Raw genomic sequence first — 22781 nt, 5'->3', positions numbered from 1 at the left:
AAAATGCATTAATTAGCCTTTTATCTAAATACGATATAAGTATGTATTATAATTAAATCCCTTTATTACATCATAATTATTGTTTTTTCTACAATAATTAACTTCACTACTATTATATTTCACCCACCTAAAAACTAATACAACTATTTAAAAATCTTACAGTTATAAATAAATATTATATCTTTATTAATAACTTTTGCCCTAGTTCTTCGATTTATTGTTTTCGCAACCTACTTAATAAAAATGCATCTAACTATAATAAAATACTAAGTTAAGAAGCATCTTGCAAAATAATAAATAACAATAATTTACCATAAATTTAGATTGTATGACTTTTATCACATAAAAAGACCTTTTTGTCCTTTAATTTTACACTGTATATAAATAACTTAGTTATGAAGAAATTTAAAATTATCGCTTTATTAATATTAGGAGGCATAAGCATTGATATGCAAGCACAGGAGTTTGACGCAAATTTACAGCTTAGACCCCGCTATGAGTATAGAAACGGATATAAAACTCTTATCCCATATGGTCAGGAAGCAACATCTTTTGTTTCTCAACGTACAAGATTAAATTTAAACTTTGCGCAAGACCAGCTAAAAGTTAAATTAACTTTACAGAATGTTAGAACATGGGGAGATGTGGGAACAACTACAACGAAAGATGCAAATGGTGTAGCCCTTTTTGAAGCATGGGCACAATATGACATAAGTGAAAAATGGAGCGCAAGAGCGGGACGTCAAGTACTCTCATACGACAATCAACGTATTATGGGAGAAATCGACTGGTTACAACAAGGACAAAGTCATGATGCCTTAATGGTTTCTTTTCATCCAAAAAACCATCAGCTTGATATGGGATTAGCCTATAACTCTGACGCCGAAAGCAACTTTCAAACTCCATACACAGTAGGTAACTATAAAACAATGCAATATGCATGGTATCATACTAATGTAGACAAATTAGGAGTTAGTCTATTAGTTTTGAATACAGGTTATGAGTATATGAATAATGATGTCGACAAAAAACTACTAATTGATTACAAACAAACTTTTGGAACTTACCTGACTTACAAAACAAAAAAAATTGATGGTAATTTAAGTCTCTACGGTCAAACCGGAAAAAGTGCAGACAAACAAGTAAGCGCCTGGGATGGAGCTGTAAACTTTGCATACAGTATAACAGATTCATTTAAAGCTGGTATTGGTTACGAATATCTATCAGGAAAAGATACAAATGACGGAAGTACAGTTATCAAATCATTCAACCCCATTTTTGGTACCAATCATGCTTTCAACGGGTATATGGATTATTTTTATGTTGGAGGAGGTCATCAAAACAGCGTTGGTTTACAAGATGCTTCTTTAAAATTCAATTACAATGTAAAAAAATGGCAATTTGCATTAATGCCACACGTATTCTTATCTGCTGCTGATGTAGTTGTAGATAACAAAAAAATGGATTCCTATTTAGGAACTGAGGTCGACTTTACAGCTGGATTCAATTTCAAAAAAGATATCACACTTACAGGAGGTTATTCTCAGATGTTTGGTACTAAAACTTTAGAAGTTTTAAAAGCTCCTGGATATGCAGGACATACCAATAACTGGGCTTGGTTAATGATCTCCGTAAATCCAAGGATTTTTACTTATAAAAAATAGAATCTTTTTGTAAAGTACTCCTCTTTAAACTCAATTTTATAACTTCCCTTTTGCACAAAGCAAAGGGGATTTTTTTTGCAGATAATGTGTAAAATAATCCAAAAGCGTATGATTGAGGAAAAACTTAACATTGCCGTACATTTATATTGATTATATTTACTTAACTGAAAGTTAACAATTTAGACACATCCTTAACCTTTCATCATTACTAACTTCAAAAGTTTTCAATTATAAAGCCAATATCATATGGAAAAAAAAGCGACAGAAGGTATTACTCAAAATACTGATTTACCCAAAACAGATGACGTTCAACCAATTGTAGAAGACAAAAAACCAGTAACAACACCAGTAGCAAAAACACCAGCTAGAAAAGCTCCTGTTAGAAAAACAATCACAACTAAACCTGTTGTTAAAACACAAACTAATGCAACTACAACACCAGTAAAAGTTGCACCAAAACCACCTGTAAAAAAAGCAACACCAACAAAACCTGTTGTTAAAGCACAAACTACAGATACAACTCCTACACCAGTAAAAACACCTCAAACTATTCCCGCTAAAAAAGTAGCTACTCCAGTTGTAAAAACTGTAGAAAAAACAATAGTAGAGAAACCTGTTGTAGCACCAAAAAAGAAAAAAGGCACAGCTCCTAGTACAGGTAATTTAGTTGATGCAATAGGAGAAATTATTAAAGAAAAATCAAAAGATAAAAAGAAGAAAAAGATGAAAGACAAGGATAAGGAGAAAGAGAAAGAAAAAAAGAAATTAGCTAAGAAAAAAGAAAAAGCTAAGAAGGATAAAAAGAAAGAAAAAGCTAAAAAAGCAAAACTTAAAGCAAAAGCCAAAAAGAAAGAAAAAACTAAGAAAGCTAAAGAAAAAGCTAAGGCGAAAAAAATAGCAAAAAAGAAGGCAAAAAAATCGAAATCGAAATCGAAAAAGAAGAAATAATTAAAATAGGGTTTAACTTTAAAAAGTTGAGCCCTTTTTTGTTTGGAGATGCTAAGACTTTACTTATTCTGCATGTAGATCAATCTGTTAACCTTCTAACCTTTGTCAAAGTTTTGAACTTTGACAAAGGTGTTTTGCGTAAATTAGTCTAATCACTTTGTAAAAATTCCAAGCACAAATAACATATTATAAACATTGCCAACGGTTTCAACCGTTGGAGCATAATGCATTATCACAATCCGTATCACACGGTTGAAACCGTGAGCTATGACAATATGATAGAATTTAAAAAATGAAAGGAATTATAACCCTGACTTAAACTCAAAACCTTAGTAACTCAGAACCTTTGTCCTTTTGAGCCTCAAAAACCTCTGAACCTCTGCTCCTTTTTCTCTCCAATCTTGTCACCCTGAGGAACGAAGGGTCTCCACAAGAAACTAACACAAACTTATCCTAAATTGTCGAGCCACTCGCGGAGATTCTTCCTACGTCAGAAAGACAAATTTGGGCTTGCATTATAAATAAACCAATATTGCGTAGACGCACTGCGGTGCGTCTCTACAAAAAACCTTTGCATCTTTGAACCTTTGAGCCTTAAAAAAACCTTTGAACCTCAAAAAAAAAAACTACCCCCCAATAGCAATCATACTGCGATTGTCCTGGTTTAAATTTGGGTTGTTCAATTCTTCTATTGTAGTCATTCCTGCTCTTACTTTTTTCTTACTATCAATGGCCGCAGAAATCAAATCGGTAATCGTTTCTCCATTCCTAAAAGGAGTTAATAAATCCGTTTCGGCATTAGAGAACAAACAGTTTTTTATTTTACCATTTGCCGTAAGGCGGATTCTATTGCAACTATCACAAAACGGATTTGTAACCGAACTGATAATTCCGAAACTTCCTTGATAATCTTTTATTTTAAAAGTTCTGGCTGTGAAGTTTTTTTCATCCTCTAACTTTTCAATTTCAGATGGATTATAATGATTGGAAAGAGTTTCCAAAATTTGTTTTTGGGAAACCATTTTGCTTTTATCCCATGCATTTCCTGCAAAAGGCATAAACTCTATAAACCGAATTGATAAAGGTAAAAATTTCGTTAATTTAATAAAATCAATAACCTCATCATCATTAAATCCTTTTATCAGAACGACATTTACTTTTACATTAAAATCATTGTTTAAAAGCAAATGCAGATTATCAATTACTTTCTCAAACTGATTACGAAGCGTTATCGAATTGAATTTTGAAGCAATTAAAGTATCCAGACTCAAATTAATGTCCCGAACATTAAATTGTTTTAAAACGTCTAAATGTCGGTCTATCAAAATACCGTTGGTGGTAAGAGACAGTTTAATATTAAAAGTGGCTAATTTTGAAATAATTTCAGGAAAATCCTTTCTTAAAAGTGGCTCCCCTCCTGTTAATCGGATTTTGTCAACACCGTTTTGTACAAATGTTTGTGCGATAGCAAAAACCTCATCGGCAGTCATTAACTCATTTTTCGGAGTTAATGTAATTCCGTCAGCAGGCATGCAATAGGTACAACGCAAATTGCATTTTTCAATAAGAGAAATACGCAAATAGTTGTGCTTACGCCCAAAATCATCTGTTAAAACTGTTTTATTTGGCATCATGATTATTGCCTTTTAAAATATGAAATACATGTAAAACATGTGGAAAAATTGCATCCATAGATTCTCTGGCTCCATTAGTTGATCCTGGCAAAGCCAAAACCAAAGTCTTCCCTAAAGTTCCTGCGACTGTGCGTGATAACATGGCATACGGCATACGTTGTTGCCCATAGTTACGAACTGCTTCTTCAATACCCGGAATACGACTCTCTAATAATGGCGCTAGTGCTTCGGGAGTTACATCACGTGGTGACAAGCCTGTTCCTCCTGTAAAGATCACTAACTGATTCTCTTTTGCGTAAGCTTTAGTTCTTTCCTGAATAATATCAACCTCATCAGGAATAATCTCATAATGTGCTGTTTCTACCCCATAAGATGCTAGTTTTTCAACAATGATTTTACCTGAACGATCTTCTTTATCGCCTGCAAAAATAGAATCAGAACATACAAAAACTGCCGCTTTTATAGTTGCTGGAAAACGGTTCTTAAATGACGATTTTCCTCCTTCTTTATTAATTAATTTTATTGTCGAAATCTCAATCTCTTTATCAATCGGTTTAAGCATATCATACATTGTAAGCGCCACAATCGACGCTCCGTGCATTGCTTCGACCTCTACTCCTGTTTTGTAAACTGTTTTAACTCTAAATATAATTTCGATCGTTAAACCTTCAATTTTATATTCTACAGCCGTAAATTCGATTGGAATAGGATGACAATCCGGAATGGATAAATGGGTGTTTTTTACAGCAAATAATCCTGCTGTTTTTGCCATTTCCATAACATTCCCTTTCGGTACTAAATTATTAACAACTGCATCAATAGTCGCTTGTTGACTCACTTTTACAATTGCTGTTGCTGTTGCTGAACGTAATGTATTTATTTTATGGGTAATATCAACCATTTTCTAGGTATTTTGCTTCCAGGTGAAAGTATCGTTTTCAAATAATTCTTTGCCAAAAATAGGCACATCGGTTTTTATCCAATTTACAATAGCTTCTGTAGCTTCATAAACTTGTTTGCGCCTTGTAGCCGAAACAAAAACAAATAAACAAATCTCACCTGCTTTTACTACACCCAAACTATGATAAATATGCATACATGTTAAATCATATTTGGCAAACGCTTTTTCTCTAATTGCATGCAAAGCTTCATTCGCCATATCTGTATAAGCCGAATAATCAATGGCGACTACAGTGTTCTCATGAATTACATCGGCACGAACTTGTCCCAAAAAAATATTGTGCGCCCCAATAGTATGTTTCGATTGATGTTTCGCAATAGATTCGGCGATAAACTCAGAAGAAATTGGTCCTTCTACAAATACATTTTTACTCATTATTTTTTATTTTTATTTGCCACGAATTATTTTTAAAAAAACTTTTTGCCACTAATTACACAGATTCTCACAGATTTTCTTTAATCCTTTTAATCTGTGACTAAGAAATTAACCGCAAAGTTCGCAAAGCTTAAAAACATAGAATCTCAGAGCCTTAGAACCTTTTTTTTTAACCTTTGAACCTTTGTTCCTTTAAAAAAACCTTTGTTCCTTTTAAAAAGCCTTTGAACCTTCTTTCAATAATTGATTCAGTGCCAAAGCTCCTCCGATTATACTTTTTACATTTTTGAACTGATTCTTACTGAGTAATTCAACTGCCATTTTACTTCTTATTCCTGATTGACAGAAAACATAAATAGTTTGATTTTTATTCAGTTTCTCCATTTCATCTTCTAAATTCAATAACGGAATCTGAACTCTATTTTTGAGATTAATTTCTGGAAGTTCTCCTAAATTTCTAACATCTAAAAAAAGTATCTCTTCAAAATCTATTTGATTCAAAACTGTTTCGACCGTAATTTCTTCTGCTTGCTTTTTGATTACTTTATATTTTGCTTCAAAAGTAGATTTATCGATAACTAAGTTTTCCTTTTTCTCAAAGTCATACTTTTGCTGTTCATTATTCAATAAACTATAAACCAGTATTTTACCACTCAGCACCTCGCCTATTCCTAAAATCATTTTTATGACTTCATTTGCTTGTAGCATTCCGATAATCCCTACCGAAATTCCAATTACTCCTGCATCATTACAATTTAAAGATTGACTATTTTCATCTGAATATAAACAACGATACGTAGGTCCGTTTTTATAATTAAAGACCGAAACTTGCCCTTCAAATCTATAAATAGAACCATAAACTAATGGTTTGTTTACAACGCAACAGGCATCGTTTATAAGATATTTTGTTGATAGATTATCTGTCGCATCAACTATTATATCATAATACTTAAATAAATCAAGTGCATTTTCTCCCGAAAGTCTTTCGGATATAGCGTTTATTTTAACTGTTGGATTTAATTCGGTCGCCATGCGTTTTGCCTCTAGCACTTTACTATTTCCAACTGCATCATTTTTATAAATAACCTGACGATGCAAATTACTCAACTCGATTACATCATCATCTACAATTCCTAATTTTCCAACTCCCGCAGCAGCCAAATAAGGCAATATAGCCGATGCTAAACCACCTGCACCAATTATCAATACTTTGGCTTTAAATAATTTTTGTTGACCAATTTCTCCCACTTCAGGAAGTATAATTTGTCGATTATAACGTGATGCTGACATATTAAATGTATTTATCCACCTGCAAATGGTGGCAATAAAGCAATAATATCATTGCTTTTTAATTCATAAACAGTTGTTTTGGGAACTATCTTCTGATTGATTGCTATACTAAACGAGAGTGTATTTAACTGATATTTTTTATCTAAATCGTTTAATAATTGTTCCAATGACAAATTCCCCAAAGGAATTTTTTCTGTTGGGCAATTTGTTTTTTCTGCGACAGCACCAAAATATTTAACCTCTATCATGGCTTTAAATTTAAATTCTGATAAATAAACTCATCTTCTAAGTATTCTTCAAAATAGGAGTTTAGTTCTAATATATTTCTTACTACTTCACCAATAACTATTATTGCTGGCGAAGTTATTTCTTTATCTTTAACCTGTTGAACAATTGTACTAATCGTTCCTGTTACTTTCTTTTGATTCTCTTTTGTTCCGTTTTGAATAACCGTAATAGGCAAATCATCCGTTCTGTTTTTTTGATATAAAGCAATTATTTCACCTAGCTTATGCATTCCCATTAGGATAACTACTGTTGCTGCCGATTGGGAAGCTAAATTTATATCCTTTGATAATTTATGATCTGCAGTTGTTCCTGTAATAACCCAAAAACTTTCGGCTATTTCTCTTTGTGTCAAACTAATTCCGTTTGTAGCAGGAACTCCTAAAGCCGATGAAATTCCGGGAACAACAGCTGTTTCCAAATTAAACTTTTGAGCATATTCTATTTCTTCAATCCCACGCCCAAATACAAAAGAATCTCCTCCTTTTAACCGAACTACATGACCATAACGATCAGACATCGATACAATTAATTCGTTTATCTGATCCTGACTATACGCATGGCATCCCAAACGTTTCCCTACAAAAACAATTTCTGCATTTGTAGCATATTTTAATAATTCTTCGTTTACCAAAGCATCATACAAAACCACATCGGCATTTTGTAATGCTTTTATTGCTTTTATCGTAATTAACTCTACATCGCCTGGCCCAGCTCCTACAACGGTTAACTTAGGTCTTAATGATATTTTCATAACATCGAATTTAAATTGGCATTAAGATCATTTAATTCATCAGGCGAATTTATATTCGTAAAATTAAGACTTTGACTTTCGTCGAAAGTTATAATTTGATGCGGTACTTTGGCTATCAGATTCATTAATTTTAAATCTCCTTGGGCAATTGCTTCTTTAATAATTGGAAGATTTTTTTTAGCATAAATCCCAATCAAAGGATGCATCCGACTCTCTGATGATAAAACAGTAATCGCTGCTTCTTCATCATGTTTTTCGATTAACTCAGATAATAATTCGGTAGATATCAAAGGAATGTCACAACTCAAAATCATGCTAAATTCACTTTCTGAATGATACAAAGCAGTATAAATTCCTCCCAACGGACCTTTGTCAATTTCGATATCACTTATTTTATTATACTCCAAATAGTCATAATCATTTCCATTTGTAACCAAGTGTATGTTATTTGTAATAGGCACAATAGCCTGAATGATATGTTCTATAAAGGGTTTGCCTTTAAACAATACTAATCCTTTCTCAGATTGCATCCGGGAACTTTTTCCTCCACATAGAATAAAAACTGCCAGATCTTTCATATCAAAAATTTTACTTGCTTTTAATTTTATGGAAATATCAATTTTACACTTGCGAGCAGAATAACAACTCCTAAAACATATTTTAATGTTTTATTAGAGAAATATCCACTTCCGTAATAACCACCTAAGATTCCTCCAAAAACTGCAATTGGTACTAAATAAAAACTATCTATCGGAATGGTTTTTCCTCCTAGAAAATAACCTGTTATTCCCGCTAGTGAATTTACGAAAATAAATAGACTTGAAACCGCTGCGGACTCTTTAACTGATGCCCAACCTAAAAATAATAAAATAGGACTTAATATAATTCCGCCTCCGATTCCTAGCATTCCTGATAATAAACCTATCCCAAATCCTAAAGCCAATGCAAAAGGAAGTTTAATTACCACAGCTTCTTTTTCTTTAAAATTAAAAAAACCAAATAATCTAAATGCTGCAAATACCAAAACTAATCCTAATATTACTTTGTAAACCGTACTATCTAATGTTATAAACCCTCCTATAAAAGCTGCTGGAATCGATGCTATTGCAAAAGGATAAAAGAGCTTGGGTTTAAAATAATTCATCTTATAATAAAAGAAAAAAGAGATACTGGACACAAACAAATTAAGCAACAGCGCCGAAGGTTTCATTATACCAATCGGAAAGGCAAAAATTGCCATAAGCGCCAAATAGCCTGAAGCTCCACCATGACCAACACTTGAGTATAAAAAAGCAATTACTACAAGTGCAATGCTAAAAATGATTAAATTTTCGGTCGTTAATATGTTCATAATTATATTTAATCTAATGGTAACAAGATTACATCTTCATCTTTTTTAATTTCTGTACTGTCGTAAGGTACAAAAAGCAAAGAATTTGCTGTAGCAAAAGTATTTAACATTGCCGAGCTTTGGCTATCTAATACACTTACATGAGTTTCATTATATAGCGCTTTTAAAAATAATGTTTTCCCTGTAGTATTAATTACTGCTGTACTTAGTTTTCTAACAATTCTTTTTAAATGAATATCCTCAAATCCCATCATTTTTTTTAGTGCTGGTAAAACATACACATAAAAACTGGTAAGTGACGATGCTGGATTTCCTGGTAATGCAAAAACTAATTTTTCTTCTTTATTTCCAAAGAACAATGGTTTTCCTGGCTTTTGGTTTATTTTATAAAACAACTCTTCTACTCCATTTTTTAATAAAGCTTCTTTAACAAAATCATAGTCTCCAACCGAAATCCCTCCCGAAACAAGAATCATATCGTATTTTTCTAAAAGCTTTTTCAAAACTTTTTTAGTGGCTTTTAAATTATCTTTTACTCTAAAAACTTTTACTTTTTTTATCCCTGCAGTTTCAAGAGCTGCTTGCAACATAATCGAATTACTCTCGAAAATCTTTCCTAATTTTAATTTTTTACCTGGTTGTACCAATTCATTTCCTGTAACAAGAATTGCTACTTTTGGTTTACTATACACTGTAACTTCTCTAATTCCTAAACAGGCCAAAAAACCAATTCCAGCTGGAGTTAATAGCGTATCTTTTTCGAGCATTATATCGCCATCGTTAACCTGTTCTCCTTTTGCTCTAACATTTGCATTAGCTTCTGGCATTTTATCTATCGTAATCGAATCTCCATCGACAGTAACATGCTCTTGCATTACTACTGTATCTACAGAATCTGGTACAAATGCTCCAGTAAAAATTCGTATTGCCTGATTGGCTTTTATCTTATGCTTATCACTATCTCCTGCTTGCGAAATACCAATTACATCATATTGCTTATTATCTGAATGTGTAAAAGCATAACCATCCATAGCCGATTGACGAAATGGTGGCATTGCGATAGGTGCATAAACCGTTTCGGCAAGTATATAACCAAGTGATTTACTCACTTTTATTTTACGAACTGGCATTTTAATACTGTTGTCAGCAATAATGGATAAGGCTTTATCTACTTGAATCATGTTGATGTTTTATATAAGTAAAAATACGTATTACAAATACAAGTATTTTAATTTGGTAGAAATCTTTACTAATTTAAAATTTCTAAGGAGTATAAATTTAAGCTTAATTCTTTAAATACTGTGTTCTAAATTAACACAACCTTTGTCAAAATTAAAAACTTTGACAAAGGTATTCAAAGACATTTACAGGTATAAACTCGTTTTTAAACCTATATATTAAGCAATTACAATTGTAGAAATATCTTATTTCTTTTTAAAGTTTCCTTGTGGTAAATAATACATCCATGAAAACCCAATTAAAAACAATACAGCAGAAGCTATAAATGCAGGCAATAATATTTCTGTGTTATTATCCAATGCGTTGTTCAGGGAAGCATATAACAACCAAATTTGGATACTTACATTTAAGATTAAAATAAAAATTAGTGTCGAAAGTATATTGTTCAACTTATTTGGATTGGCACGATTCTGACTTCTTCTAAAAGTACTCATACTACTATTTTTTTAGGGTTGCTCTAGCTTTCTTTCTGTTCTACAAATTCTTTTACAAAAACGCCTTTATCTTTAAAAAACACTTCTAATTTTGGTAATGCTCTAGGCGGAGGTCCAGAAATTACATCTCCAGTCGCAGCATCAAATGAGCCATCATGGCAAGGACAATGAATTATTCCTGTTCCCGGTTTATAAAATACAGAACAAGACAAATGCGTACATTTTTGTTCATATGCTTTGAAATCTCCGTTTTCCAGATGTATCAAAATATAAGGTACAGTACTTCCTTCTATTACAAATCCTCTTGTTCCTCCTACTGGAACTTCATCTTTATTGCAAATAAAATGCTCTCCTTGCACTCCTTCTTTTGGTAATAAATAGGCTTTTGCAGCAACAAATCCGCTACCTACCATTAATCCTCCTGACACAAATGTTAGGAATTTAGCAAAATCACGTCGACTTACCTGAGTAGATTCTTGCTTTTTTATTGGGAAATCTTTTTTCCAGTTTTGATTTAAATTATCTTCTTTTGACATGGATTTTAGATTTAATATATTCTTAATTCATTACTGCCTTTAGGCATCATAATGTTTACTTTGGTATTTACTACTTCTTTTCCGAAGATAAATGTGTTGATTGGTGTACTATTTGGTCTCATTTCTTCAATTTCGGCTCTTGTTCCGTAAAATAAAGCTCCACTAGGGCAAACAGTTGCACACATTGGTTTTTTACCCACACTTGTTCTATCATAACACATCGTACATTTCATCATTAAATCGTACTCTTCCATCTTTTTAGGCACTCCAAACGGACATGCCATCACGCAGTTTGAGCAACCAATACATCTTTCGGTATTGGCAGTATGTACGATTCCGAATTCGTCTTGTGAGATTGCATCGGCTGGACATACGTTTGCACATACAGGATCTTCACAATGCATACAAACCTGTACTGTAGTTTGAATGGTTGATGAACGCTTGACATAGTTCACACTGATCAATGATTCTTGCCCGTTAGTTTCACATTCGGCACAAGCCATTTCGCAAGCCTTACAACCAATACAACGCTGCAGATCTACAAAAAACTCTTCATTTGTATTAAAATTAGTTTGGTTCATAGTCACGTTTTTATAGATTAAATACTTGCATAAGCTTCAGATTCTGTAGATGGTGGCGCAATTACTCCTTGTGGATCCAATAAACAGGCACAAACTTTAAATTCTGGCATTTTAGAAACCGGATCTAATGTTCCGATTGTTAATTGATTTGCTGATTTTGCTCCTGGCCAATGATAAGGGATAAAAACGGTATCTTTTCGGATTGTCTCAACAATATTTGCTGGAAAAATCCCTTCTCCTCTTCGGGTTTCAACTCGCACTAATTCACGCTGTTTAATTCCGTATTTCAAAGCTAGCTCAGGATGAATTTCTAGTAAAGGTTCTGGAATTTGATCTACTAACTTCCCTATTCTTCGTGTTTGAGTTCCGCTTAAATATTGAGAAACAACACGCCCAGTTGTGAGCGTTATCGGATATTTATCATCTGTAACTTCACTTGGTAATCTATATGGCGCCGGATTAAAATGAGCTTTCTTATCTGGAGTACAAAATACTTTATCTTCCCATAATCTAGGTGTTCCTGGGTGATCATCTGTTGGACAAGGCCAAAAAACTCCCATATTATCTTCTATTTTTTTATAAGATATTCCAAAATAATCTGCTGTTCCTCCTTTTGAGGCAACTCGAAGCTCATTAAAAATAGCTTCACTATTTTCATACGTAAACTTATCTTCTTCACCCAGTCTTTTTGCCAGTTCTAAGAAAATAGAAGTATCTGTTCTTGCATCTCCTGGAGGAGTAACTGCTTGGCGAATTCTGATAACTCGTCCTTCTGCCGATGTAGTTGTTCCTTCTTCTTCTTCTTGCAAAGATCCTGCAAGAACAATATCTGCATGACGGGCAGTTTCATTCAAGAAGAAATCGATACAAACATAAAACTCTAATTTTTCAAGTGCTTCTCTTACATAACTATTATTTGGCAATGATACCAACGGATTAAAACAAATAGAAAGTAATCCTTTTATTTCTCCTCTATGGATGGCATCAATGATTTCGTAAGCTGATAGCCCTTTTCCTGGCATATCTTTTTCATCAATTCCCCAAACTTGCGATATGTATTTACGATGTTCCGGATTTTCAATATCTCTGTTTCCTGGCAATTGATCGCATTTATGACCATGCTCTCTTCCTCCTTGTCCATTTCCTTGTCCGGTTATTGTTCCGTATCCGCAGTAAGGTTTGCCTAGTCTTCCTGTTGCCAGAACTAAATTGATACAGCCTACTACATTATCAACTCCTTTAGTATGTTGTTCGATTCCGCGTGCGTGAAGCAAAAAGCTCGTTTTGGCTTTACCCCATAATTCTGCCGCAGCTTTAATTTTATTCTTATCAATTCCTGTAATTTCTTCAGCCCATTCTAAGGTATAATCTTTTACAGCATCTATAGTTTCCTGAAAACCTGATGTATAGTTGTCTATAAAATCATGGTCTAACATATCGTGATCTACCAAATATTTTAGCATCGCACCATATAATGCCGAGTCGGTTCCAGGTTTTATGTCTAAATGAATATCTGCAGTTCTTGCCAACGGAATCATTCTAGGATCTATAACTATAAGTTTAGCTCCTCTATCTCTGGCTTTCCAAATCCAATGGGTTAATGTTGGGAATGTTTCGCTAATGTTTGCACCACTAACAATAATTACTTCGGCATATTCTAAATCAGAATAATTATTTGAAGCACGGTCCAATCCAAAAGCTTTTTTATTTCCTGCTCCTGCACTCACCATACAAAGTCTTCCGTTATAATCTAGGTTTCTAGTTTTTAACGCTACACGCGCAAACTTTCCTACCAAGTAACTTTTTTCGTTGGAAAGTGATACTCCAGATAACATAGAAAAAGCATGCTTGCCATATTTTTCCTGAATTCTTTTTATCTCAGATACGGTTTTATCCATTGCTTCATCCCAAGTAGTTTTCTCAAAACCTTTTCCTTCTACTCTTTTTATAGGATGCAAAAGTCGGTCGGGATGATTATTTTGTAAATAGCGCTGTACTCCTTTTGGACACAAACGCCCTTCGTTAAAAGGAAATTCCATCCAAGGTTCAAAACCTACTACTTTATTTTCTTTTACTAATAATTGAATACCACATTGCATTCCGCAAAAACAACAATGTGTTTTTACTATTTCATCTGGTTCATCTCTACCTTCGTAACCATCTTTAGGCGCATAATTTAAATGCGGTCCAAAATCTTCAATTATCTTCTCGGTTGATACAGGTAATTTTGCCATGTTTTTTCTTTGTTTGTTTTGTTTAAAGTTTAAAGTTCTAAACTGGTACTGAATACTGCCACTGTAAACTGTAAATATTTATCCAAATAAGCTTCCGCCACTTTCTAATCTTGCTTTTAAATGTGCTTGCGCCAATCGGGATCTTTTTCCTTCTGGACTTAAATCAAGGTGTGAAGTTCCATCTTCGTGGGTAAAGTCAAAACCTAATTCTTGGGTAACAATCTTTAAATCGTTAATATGTAATTGGGTAGCAAATTCTTCTCCGGTATGCGGACAAACTGCCATTCCTTTTTTCATTCCTTCTTTCTTGTAAATATGGGCTCCTATCTGGGCTGGACGCTGAATGATATGGAAGAATTTCCCGAAAGGAATCCATATTAAAAACATAATTACTGTTACGGCATGAATTACAGCCAGGAAATCAAACGCAAATCCTTTCATAAATTGATAAGAATAGGTAAGACATAATCCTGTAACTGATATTGCGATTAATAAAATAAGTGGTAATAAATCGCCCTCAAAAGATTGCGTAGCTATTAAACCTGGATTTGTTAATCGTCTTCGCAAATAATAAACTGATCCAATTATAACTAACCAAGATGACCAGTTTAAAGCATGAAAAATCATGAATGCCATAAATGATCCTATTTTGAAATCCATCATTTTAAATCCAAAAAAATGGGCTTCATAAATTGAAATAGAATCTGGTGCCAATGTAAAATGTATCCAACCGAACGTAAGCGGAATTGTTATTGCAAATGCCGACATACAACCTAATGCAATACAAAAGTGTGCTATCCAACGGTATTTACTTCTTGGGTAAATGAATTTCTGAACAACAATATTCTCTACCGATTCTTTTCCTAAAAACCATAAATGGGAGAATATTTTTCCTGTAAATAGAAACTTGATACTACGCTTAAAATACATCCATGTGGGTGGGCGTTGTAACCAAACTGAATAACGATATACGATACCGAAGAAGGCAAACACAGTTCCGAATAAATAAGTAACTAGTGCAGCATCAAAATTTTGTAGTTGTCTCGACCCGTAAAACACAAGTACTATAGTTAATGCAGATACAAGAGTTGCAACAAGTAAAGCTTTGGTATTAAAAGTTTTATTTTTCATCCTTAATTAAAATTTAATGAATTACTTATTAACTCGGTTTCTCACAACCTTTACGATTATAGAACCACCAATTGATACCTGTAGCTAATATAGTGAAAATAGCAACGCCAATAAAGAATTGATTTACAGTACCATTAGCAGAAATATTGTTCCCGATTAATTTTGAAAAGATAAATGGCCCAAAAGCTGCGATTGCTGCTGTCCAACCAATAACTCCAGCTGCCTGACGTTGGTTTTCGGCAAAAATAATTGGGTATTGTCTAAACGTACCTGCGTTTCCAATTCCTGTAAAAAAGAACATCGCTAAAATTACTGTTACAAAAAGAGGAAATTGATCCATACTTGTTGGTGCTACTAATCCTTCTGTAACTAAAATAATTGCTCCTGCTAAAATTCCTAAACCAGTAATTGTAGTAAGTATAGCTCCTCCCACTTTATCTGCAACAAAACCAAAAGCAATACGGCTCGCAGAACCTATAAGTGGTCCGTAAAAAGCATAAACTAAAGGATCTGGTGCATTAGGGAAATCTCCATATAAAAACTTAATCATTAATGGGAAAGCTGCAGATAAACCAGCGAAAGTTCCAAAAGTCATTACGTAAGTAATTGTACAATACCAAGTATGCTTGTTTGAAAAAATGTCTAATTGCTCTTTAACCGATGCTTTCATTGGAATACTTTTTAAGTAAAACCAACTTATAATAGACAATAATATTAGAAAGGGAGCATACCAAAATGCAGCCGACTGTAAATAGATTTCTTTATTATTAACTGCTGTATTTTTTGGACTGATATCATTTAATATTTTTTCAGCCATTTTTGGGTTTGCATTTGCAATAGCCTTAGCTTTTGCTTTTAAAGGCAGTGACGTAAAAAGAGCCACTTTATCATCTGATTGTATTGATGTACTTACAGAGTCAATAACAGTTTTCTTTACATTGGTCAATATTCTAGCTTGTACCTCAGGATCTAATGCAGCAAAAACCTCTTTTTGTTTTTCAATACTAGCATCCTGAAAAACAACTATTGCTTCTTTATGATCAATACTTGTAAATACTAACGAGGCTCCAAAAATACTGACGCTTATAATAAGTGGTGTTACAAATTGTGCTACCGAAACACCAAAATTTCCAATTCCCGCCTGAATTCCGAGTGCCGTACCTTTAAGCCTTTTAGGGAAAAATAAACTTGTACTTGGCATATAAGAGGAGAAATCTCCACCTCCAAAACCTGTAGTAAAAGCTAAAACTGCAAATACCCAAAATGGAGTATTTACATCCATCACTGCAAAACCAATTCCTATTACAGGAATTAATTTAATAAGTGTAGCAATCGACACTATATGTCGCGTTCCAAATATTGGTAATATAAAAGTGTGAATAATTCTTAAGATTCCGGCAGCTAATCCAGGAATTGCTGTTAGCCAGAAAAGTTGATCTTTAGTAAAACGAAACCCTAATCCTGGTAATTTAACCGCTATAACACTCATCATAAACCATGAGGCAAATGATAATACTAAAGTTATTGTTGTTATTGTTAATGTCCTCCAAGCAATTTTACTTCCGGTAGAACTCCAAAATGCTTCATCTTCGGGCTCCCATTTGTCTAACCAAGTTTTCATATATTAATTTATTTTAATTTTTAATGTTTGTCTTCTATTTCTCTGGTAAAATTTGGAGATTTTGCTCTCATTGCATTTATAATAGTTCGGTGCATCCATAACAAGCAAAGAACTGATACGATGAAAATAAATATCCAGGAACTAGTCCAGAGCCCAGTATAATTAAGGAGATAACCAAAGATAATCGGGCCTACAAATCCGCCTAATCCACCTATTAAACCTACCATTCCACCAACAACACCTACCTCATTAGGAAAGTATTCCGGAATGTGTTTATATACAGCTGCTTTACCAATTCCCCATGAAATACCTATCAGGATTACCAAAATCACATAGACCCAAAGATTGGCGCTAAATTTTATTTGAGTGATTCCCTTAGCTAGTAATTCTTTCTTTTTTACTTCTTGATTTTGTTCTACAACTATTTCCTGCCAAGAATTTTTAACTGGAAAAATTGCTGTGTCATCATTACCCGAAATTACTTTTGTATTGATTTTATGCTCTTTACCATTTACAATTACTGCATCGGCAGCAACTTCGGTAACAATACCATTATTACTAGCCAAAACTCCAGGACCTGCTGTAAAGATTTCCATTTTTGGGAACATCAGTAAGAAACTAATAACTATCGATGAGCCTAAAACCCAATACATTACTTTTCTAGCTCCGAATTTATCAGATAAATAACCTCCAAAAGCTCTGATTATTCCAGATGGCAAACTGAACATTGTTGCAAACATCCCTCCCATTACCAATGAAGTATGGTAAACATTCATGAAATTAGGTACTAACCATTGTGAATAAGCTACGAAACATCCGAAGACTAAAAAGTAATAGGCTCCAAAACGCCAAACTCGGATGTTTTTAAGCGGAGACATTAGCTCTTTCATTGTTTTTGAAACTCCTGGATTGGTTTTATTTTTAGCAAAAACAATAAAAAGTATTCCTATAAGAACTAAAACACCTCCATAAATTATTGGTAGCATTTTCCAACCATTTAATGGATCCTTTTCTGATAGATGATTTAATAAAGTTGGCGCAACAAAAGTTGTAATCGCTGCACCTGCATTTCCCATTCCGAAAATACCCAAAGCTCTTCCTTGCCAATTTTGAGGATACCAAGCCGAAGTATATCCTATACCTACAGCAAAACTGGTTCCTACTAAACCAAATAAAAAGCTTAAAACTGCAAAACTCCAGAATGAATTTGCAAACGGAAGAAGAAAAAGAGGAACAGAACATAATAACAATAAAACAGAAAATATAATCTTCCCTCCATATTTATCTGTTAATATACCTATAGGAAGTCTGAAAACTGATCCTGAAAGAATAGGGATTCCTAGCAACCAACCTGTTTCTACAACTGTCCAATTAAATATACCTTTATCTACAAGATACGTAACCAAAACACCATTTAGTGTCCAGCAAGCAAAACAGATTGTAAATGCTAAAGTATTTAAAAATAAAATTTTGTGTGATTGAGATAAACTACTCATAATTGACTGTTTTTAATATCGTTTTTAATTAAATCAGTACTCTAGTTATGAACCTCTTTAATTAAAAATCAAAATTAAAGAAATCAATTTCCACTTAAAATGACATTTGTCATATTAAGGACAATATTATCCTTAATAGGTTTTTTATAGCCAATCGGATATTATTTTAAACAATGGTGGTTTTATTCCGAATAAAATTAACAAAAAATTTTACACAAAAAGGAATTAACACGTATTAATAAAGAATATAAATAACTTAATATCAATACCATAAACTAAAAAATTTTGATTATCGTTTATTAATAAGAGAATAACGAAAATCCTTTTCTGCTCCACTTTTGTTAAAATTTCAGTTGCAAATGAGATAAACAGCACTTTCATACCAAAACAATAATAAAAAGGAAGATTTTGATAGTCAATAAATTAAGATTCCATATTGAAATTGTATTAAAAAAGCTATTTTTTATTAATTACTATATCTTTTTTTAAATAAAAAAAGAAGTAACAAACAAAAACAAACACCTAGTAATCAATAAATTAAAACACAAAAAAAGAATAATAAATTGTATCTCCCCTATTTATTTTCAAAAATAATTATATAAATTTTTGGTTTTTATTATATATAATTTAACTTTGTCTATAGAATTAGTAGAGTTTAAATAAAAACAATCTATATTTTGAAAACAATCGAGAGAATATCTAACTACAGTCTTCCTAAAGTATACACTTATAACACCTTCTGTTATATGTGTATCTGTTGCTAATTCTCATCGTAATATTTTCGTTTACCTATCATAAAACTATAAACTCATTATAGTTTTACTTAAACGAATTTTATTAAACACCCTCCACAATTATCTTACTGAAAAGACAAAAACTATTCTTTACCACATGCGTAAGGAACAAGTTGGTGGAAAAACATGTAAAAAACTAAAATAAATAATTAACTAAAAAAAGGAAAATGAAAACAATGTATAGAAGTTGCTGTAAATAAAAAAAGCCATTTCTGCGGCAACAGAAATGGCAGGCTTAAAAAAAAATGTGAATCTCTTTATAAAGGAAACGATTGTTGATTTCTCAGCTTTCGCTATGCCTTTACTATTTAAACCAACACAAAGAAATGAAAAAAAAATTAAACATATACTCATTGCTATTACTTCTGCTTGTATCTGCCGGAATTAATGCACAAGATACAACACCTCTTATACAATCTAAACTCGACGGAACCATAGTCGATGACATTACAAATCAGCCCATTATTGGAGCTTCTGTAAATATTAAAGGTACTACGCACGGAGTAGTAACAGATGCCGAAGGAAAATTTTATTTTCAGACAGGTCAAAAATTTCCATACACATTAATAGTAAGTTATATAGGATATAAGAAAGCCGAGGTAATAGTTGAAAAAAATCCTATTACCATCAGTTTAAAAGAAGAACGCCAGGAACTAGACGAGTTAGTAGTTGTGGGATATGGAGCTCAAAAAAGAAAAGACATTACAGGTTCTATAGCTTCTGTTCCAAAAGCAAATCTGGCACAAGTTACCTCATCGGCAGATAACTTACTACGAGGCGCAATTCCCGGAGTGGTTGTTACCCAAAGTTCAGGACAGCCCGGAGCATCTTCGAGTGTACGTATTCGGGGAGGAAACTCGATTACTGCAGGTAACGAACCGCTTTATGTTGTAGATGGAATATTAATTTATAATGACAATAGTAATAGTACTGCAGGCGTATCGTATTCGGGAGCAACTGTTAATGTACTATCAACCATAAATCCCGGAGATATAGAATCTATTGAAGTGCTAAAAGATGCATCGGCAACTGCAATTTATGGATCTCGTGGTGCAAATGGTGTCGTACTTATTACCACCAAAAAGGGAATAAAAGGACAAGACAATATTTCGTATCAAGGATATTTCGGATTTCAGAATGTTTCAAAAAAATTAAACTTGATGAATGCCAGCGAATGGGCAAGTTTACGTAATGATGTTCAGGCAAGTATAGGACAAGCACCTTCTTTTTCGCCAGCTCAAATAGAAGCTTTAAAAACTTCTGGAGATTATGACTGGCAAAAGGCAGCTTTTAGAACTGCTGCTCCTATTCAAAATCATCAGTTAACGTTCTCTGGCGGAGATGATCGCTCCAGATATGCAGTTTCTGCAGGATATTTTGACCAAGAAGGAATTTTACTCGGATCAGATTTTAAACGAATTTCTCTTCGCGCTAATTATGAAAGAAACTATTCTCAAGCTTTTAAGTTTGGTGTAAATGCTAATTATAGTAACTCTATATCTAATGGCGTAGGTTCTAACTCTAGTAGCAGACAACCTAATCCGCTAGTTGCTGCTTTGCTAATGGCTCCTGTAGTTCCTATCAGAAATTCTGATGGTTCTTATAATGTAACTCAAAATCCTTACGCTACATCTGTTAATGGTTACGTACCAAACCCTATTAATGATTTGGAAAATACAACCAACGAAACTAAAATTAATAGAATATTGACTAGCCTGTTTGGGGAATATAAAATAACTAAAAAGCTTGTAGCCAAAGTCGCTGTTAGTGGAGATGTTATTAGTACTAAACAAAATTATTATGCGCCATCAAACACTACAAATGGTGCAGGAACTAAAGGATTAGCGTCTGTAGGTGACCGATTAGTAAGTTCTGTACTGAATGAAAACACCTTAAATTACAATACTACTTTTGGTGAAAACCATAAATTCTCTGCTTTGGCAGGATATACACTTCAATACACCGAAGGAGAAATAGTTAATGCTGGTGCAAATACTTTTGTAAATGATGCAAATACTTACAATGCTTTACAAGATGGTGTACCCGTAAAACCATATAGTGATGCTTTTGAGAGTGTGTTGAAATCATGGTTAACCAGAATAAATTATTCTTATAAAGGCAAATATAATTTTACATTATCTGCTCGTGCGGATGGATCTTCGAGATTTGGTTCGGAATCACTTTGGGGTTATTTTCCGTCGGCAGGATTTTCATGGAACATAACCGAAGAAGAATTTGCTAAAAATATTAAAGGTGTAACCGAAGCAAAACTAAGATTAAGTGCTGGAACAACAGGAAATCAGGAAATAGGAAATTATCTTTCTTTGGCTTCAATGGGTTCTGTTAATTATGCTTTTGGAGGAACTTTACAAACTGGATTAGCTCCTACCCGATTGGCAAATCCAGATTTAAAATGGGAAAAAACCAATCAATATAATATAGGTTTAGATTTATCATTATTAGACAGAAGAGTAAATTTTGTTTTTGATGTGTATTATAAAAAAACAAACGATTTGCTTATAAATGTGCCAATTCCGCTTACCTCAGGATATGCAACAGTACTACAAAACATTGGTGGAGTTGAAAATAAAGGGATCGAAATTGGTCTAACAACAGAAAATTTAAGAACAGAAAACTTCTCATGGAATTCTAACATTGTTTTCTCTGCCAATAAAAACAAAGTAGTTTCAATAGGAAATGGAGTTGACCAATTTTTTCCTGTAGTTCCAAATGGTTCTTTGTTGCAACAACAGCCTGTAACGGTAAAAGTAGGTTCGCCTTTAGGAACTTTTTGGGGATATAAAACCAATGGTATTTTCCAAACTCAGGAAGAAATTAATACCCAACCTAAAATAAACAGTCTTGCCAATACCAAAGTTGGAGATAGAAAATATGCAGATACTAACGGAGATGGAGTAATATCGGCTGCTGATAAAGGAGATCTTGGAAGTTCTCAACCAAAATTTGTTGGAAGTTTTAGTAATACAATCTCCTATCACGATTTTGATTTGAATTTCTCACTACAAGGATCTTATGGAGGTAAAATTTTTAATGCACTTAACCAACAATTAGAAATTTCTACTCTTGGTACTAATGCTGCAGCAACTCTAAATGATCGCTGGACACCAACAAACCCAAGCAATGAAATCCCTAGAGCATCTAGTTCACCGCTAGGTATAGTTTCTGAACGCTATGTAGAAGATGCTTCTTTCCTGAGATTAAAACTGATCACTTTTGGATACACATTACCTAAAAGCCTTTCATCTAAACTAGGAACAAAGAGCATTAAATTTTATGTATCTGCCGAAAACTTAATAACATGGACTAAATACACTGGTTATGATCCAGAGGTAAGTTCTTATGAACAAAATAATTTATATCCCGGAATTGATTTTGGAGCTTATCCAAACTCTAAAACATTCATTTCTGGCTTGAACGTAACTTTCTAAGTAA

General features: G+C 33.3%; 19 protein-coding genes. 3 read left to right on the top strand and 16 right to left on the bottom strand.

The genetic code is table 11. The features are described 5' to 3' along the window. The first annotated feature begins 395 nt into the window (after positions 1 to 395). Both ACJ6WR_RS18675 and ACJ6WR_RS18670 read left to right on the top strand, forming a co-directional pair. Complete coding sequence (locus ACJ6WR_RS18675; RefSeq protein WP_409416111.1) at positions 396 to 1664, top strand: alginate export family protein; 1269 nt, start codon at positions 396 to 398, stop codon at positions 1662 to 1664. Positions 1665 to 1910: 246 nt separating this feature from the next. Next, positions 1911 to 2612 carry a hypothetical protein gene (locus tag ACJ6WR_RS18670; RefSeq protein WP_409416110.1) on the top strand — a complete coding sequence of 234 codons (702 nt, stop codon included), beginning with the start codon at positions 1911 to 1913 and terminating at the stop codon, positions 2610 to 2612. A 626-nt stretch (positions 2613 to 3238) separates the two neighbouring features. Here ACJ6WR_RS18670 and moaA read toward each other — a convergent pair. The 16 genes from moaA to ACJ6WR_RS18590 form a co-directional block, all read right to left on the bottom strand. Then, positions 3239 to 4246: a GTP 3',8-cyclase MoaA gene (gene moaA / locus ACJ6WR_RS18665; protein ID WP_409416109.1), complete on the bottom strand. Its 1008-nt coding sequence runs from the start codon at positions 4244 to 4246 to the stop codon at positions 3239 to 3241. Then, positions 4233 to 5147, bottom strand: a complete 915-nt coding sequence (gene moaCB, locus ACJ6WR_RS18660) for a bifunctional molybdenum cofactor biosynthesis protein MoaC/MoaB (RefSeq protein ID WP_039120569.1) — start codon at positions 5145 to 5147, stop codon at positions 4233 to 4235. Before moaCB ends, moaA begins: the two co-directional genes overlap by 14 nt. A gap of 3 nt (positions 5148 to 5150) precedes the next feature. After that, complete coding sequence (locus ACJ6WR_RS18655; protein ID WP_086895088.1) at positions 5151 to 5582, bottom strand: molybdenum cofactor biosynthesis protein MoaE; 432 nt, start codon at positions 5580 to 5582, stop codon at positions 5151 to 5153. A 213-nt stretch (positions 5583 to 5795) separates the two neighbouring features. Further along, on the bottom strand, positions 5796 to 6872 hold the full coding sequence (gene moeB, locus ACJ6WR_RS18650) for a molybdopterin-synthase adenylyltransferase MoeB (RefSeq protein WP_409416108.1): 1077 nt from the start codon (positions 6870 to 6872) through the stop codon (positions 5796 to 5798). 11 nt (positions 6873 to 6883) lie between these two features. Beyond that, complete coding sequence (locus tag ACJ6WR_RS18645) at positions 6884 to 7120, bottom strand: MoaD/ThiS family protein (RefSeq protein ID WP_409416107.1); 237 nt, start codon at positions 7118 to 7120, stop codon at positions 6884 to 6886. Next, the gene (cobA, locus tag ACJ6WR_RS18640) at positions 7117 to 7911 is read right to left on the bottom strand and encodes a uroporphyrinogen-III C-methyltransferase (protein WP_409416106.1); all 795 of its coding nucleotides are present in this window, start codon (positions 7909 to 7911) and stop codon (positions 7117 to 7119) included. The genes ACJ6WR_RS18645 and cobA overlap by 4 nt, the downstream gene beginning before the upstream one ends. Continuing rightward, positions 7908 to 8489 (bottom strand): molybdenum cofactor guanylyltransferase, encoded by a 582-nt coding sequence (locus tag ACJ6WR_RS18635; protein ID WP_409416105.1) that lies wholly within the window; start codon positions 8487 to 8489, stop codon positions 7908 to 7910. The genes cobA and ACJ6WR_RS18635 overlap by 4 nt, the downstream gene beginning before the upstream one ends. 26 nt (positions 8490 to 8515) lie before the next feature. Then, positions 8516 to 9262 (bottom strand): sulfite exporter TauE/SafE family protein, encoded by a 747-nt coding sequence (locus tag ACJ6WR_RS18630; protein ID WP_086895092.1) that lies wholly within the window; start codon positions 9260 to 9262, stop codon positions 8516 to 8518. Between the two features lie 8 nt (positions 9263 to 9270). Then, positions 9271 to 10443 carry a gephyrin-like molybdotransferase Glp gene (gene glp, locus ACJ6WR_RS18625; RefSeq protein ID WP_409416104.1) on the bottom strand — a complete coding sequence of 391 codons (1173 nt, stop codon included), beginning with the start codon at positions 10441 to 10443 and terminating at the stop codon, positions 9271 to 9273. A gap of 243 nt (positions 10444 to 10686) precedes the next feature. After that, positions 10687 to 10935 carry a DUF6755 family protein gene (locus tag ACJ6WR_RS18620; RefSeq protein ID WP_039112843.1) on the bottom strand — a complete coding sequence of 83 codons (249 nt, stop codon included), beginning with the start codon at positions 10933 to 10935 and terminating at the stop codon, positions 10687 to 10689. Positions 10936 to 10958: 23 nt separating this feature from the next. Next, a complete protein-coding gene (locus ACJ6WR_RS18615; RefSeq protein ID WP_039112844.1) occupies positions 10959 to 11471 on the bottom strand; it encodes a Rieske (2Fe-2S) protein in 513 nt (170 codons plus the stop codon). 11 nt (positions 11472 to 11482) lie between these two features. Beyond that, positions 11483 to 12052 (bottom strand): 4Fe-4S dicluster domain-containing protein, encoded by a 570-nt coding sequence (locus ACJ6WR_RS18610; RefSeq protein ID WP_409416103.1) that lies wholly within the window; start codon positions 12050 to 12052, stop codon positions 11483 to 11485. 17 nt (positions 12053 to 12069) lie between these two features. Further along, complete coding sequence (locus ACJ6WR_RS18605; RefSeq protein WP_409416102.1) at positions 12070 to 14286, bottom strand: molybdopterin oxidoreductase family protein; 2217 nt, start codon at positions 14284 to 14286, stop codon at positions 12070 to 12072. A gap of 78 nt (positions 14287 to 14364) precedes the next feature. Continuing rightward, positions 14365 to 15417, bottom strand: a complete 1053-nt coding sequence (locus ACJ6WR_RS18600; protein WP_409416101.1) for an MFS transporter — start codon at positions 15415 to 15417, stop codon at positions 14365 to 14367. 28 nt (positions 15418 to 15445) lie between these two features. Continuing rightward, entirely contained in the window at positions 15446 to 17038 is a 1593-nt protein-coding gene (locus ACJ6WR_RS18595) for a magnesium transporter MgtE N-terminal domain-containing protein (protein WP_409416100.1), read from the bottom strand. Between the two features lie 20 nt (positions 17039 to 17058). Continuing rightward, positions 17059 to 18534, bottom strand: coding sequence for an MFS transporter (locus tag ACJ6WR_RS18590; RefSeq protein ID WP_323490789.1), 1476 nt, complete (start codon positions 18532 to 18534; stop codon positions 17059 to 17061). A 1120-nt stretch (positions 18535 to 19654) separates the two neighbouring features. Here ACJ6WR_RS18590 and ACJ6WR_RS18585 point away from each other — a divergent pair. Next, on the top strand, positions 19655 to 22777 hold the full coding sequence (locus ACJ6WR_RS18585; RefSeq protein ID WP_409416099.1) for a SusC/RagA family TonB-linked outer membrane protein: 3123 nt from the start codon (positions 19655 to 19657) through the stop codon (positions 22775 to 22777). The last annotated feature ends 4 nt before the right edge of the window (positions 22778 to 22781 follow it).

The organism is Flavobacterium sp. PS2 (genome assembly GCF_046250155.1).
Lineage (GTDB): Bacteria > Bacteroidota > Bacteroidia > Flavobacteriales > Flavobacteriaceae > Flavobacterium.
Note: the sequence above shows the minus strand (reverse complement) of the source record. Positions and strands in the feature narration are given on the sequence as shown.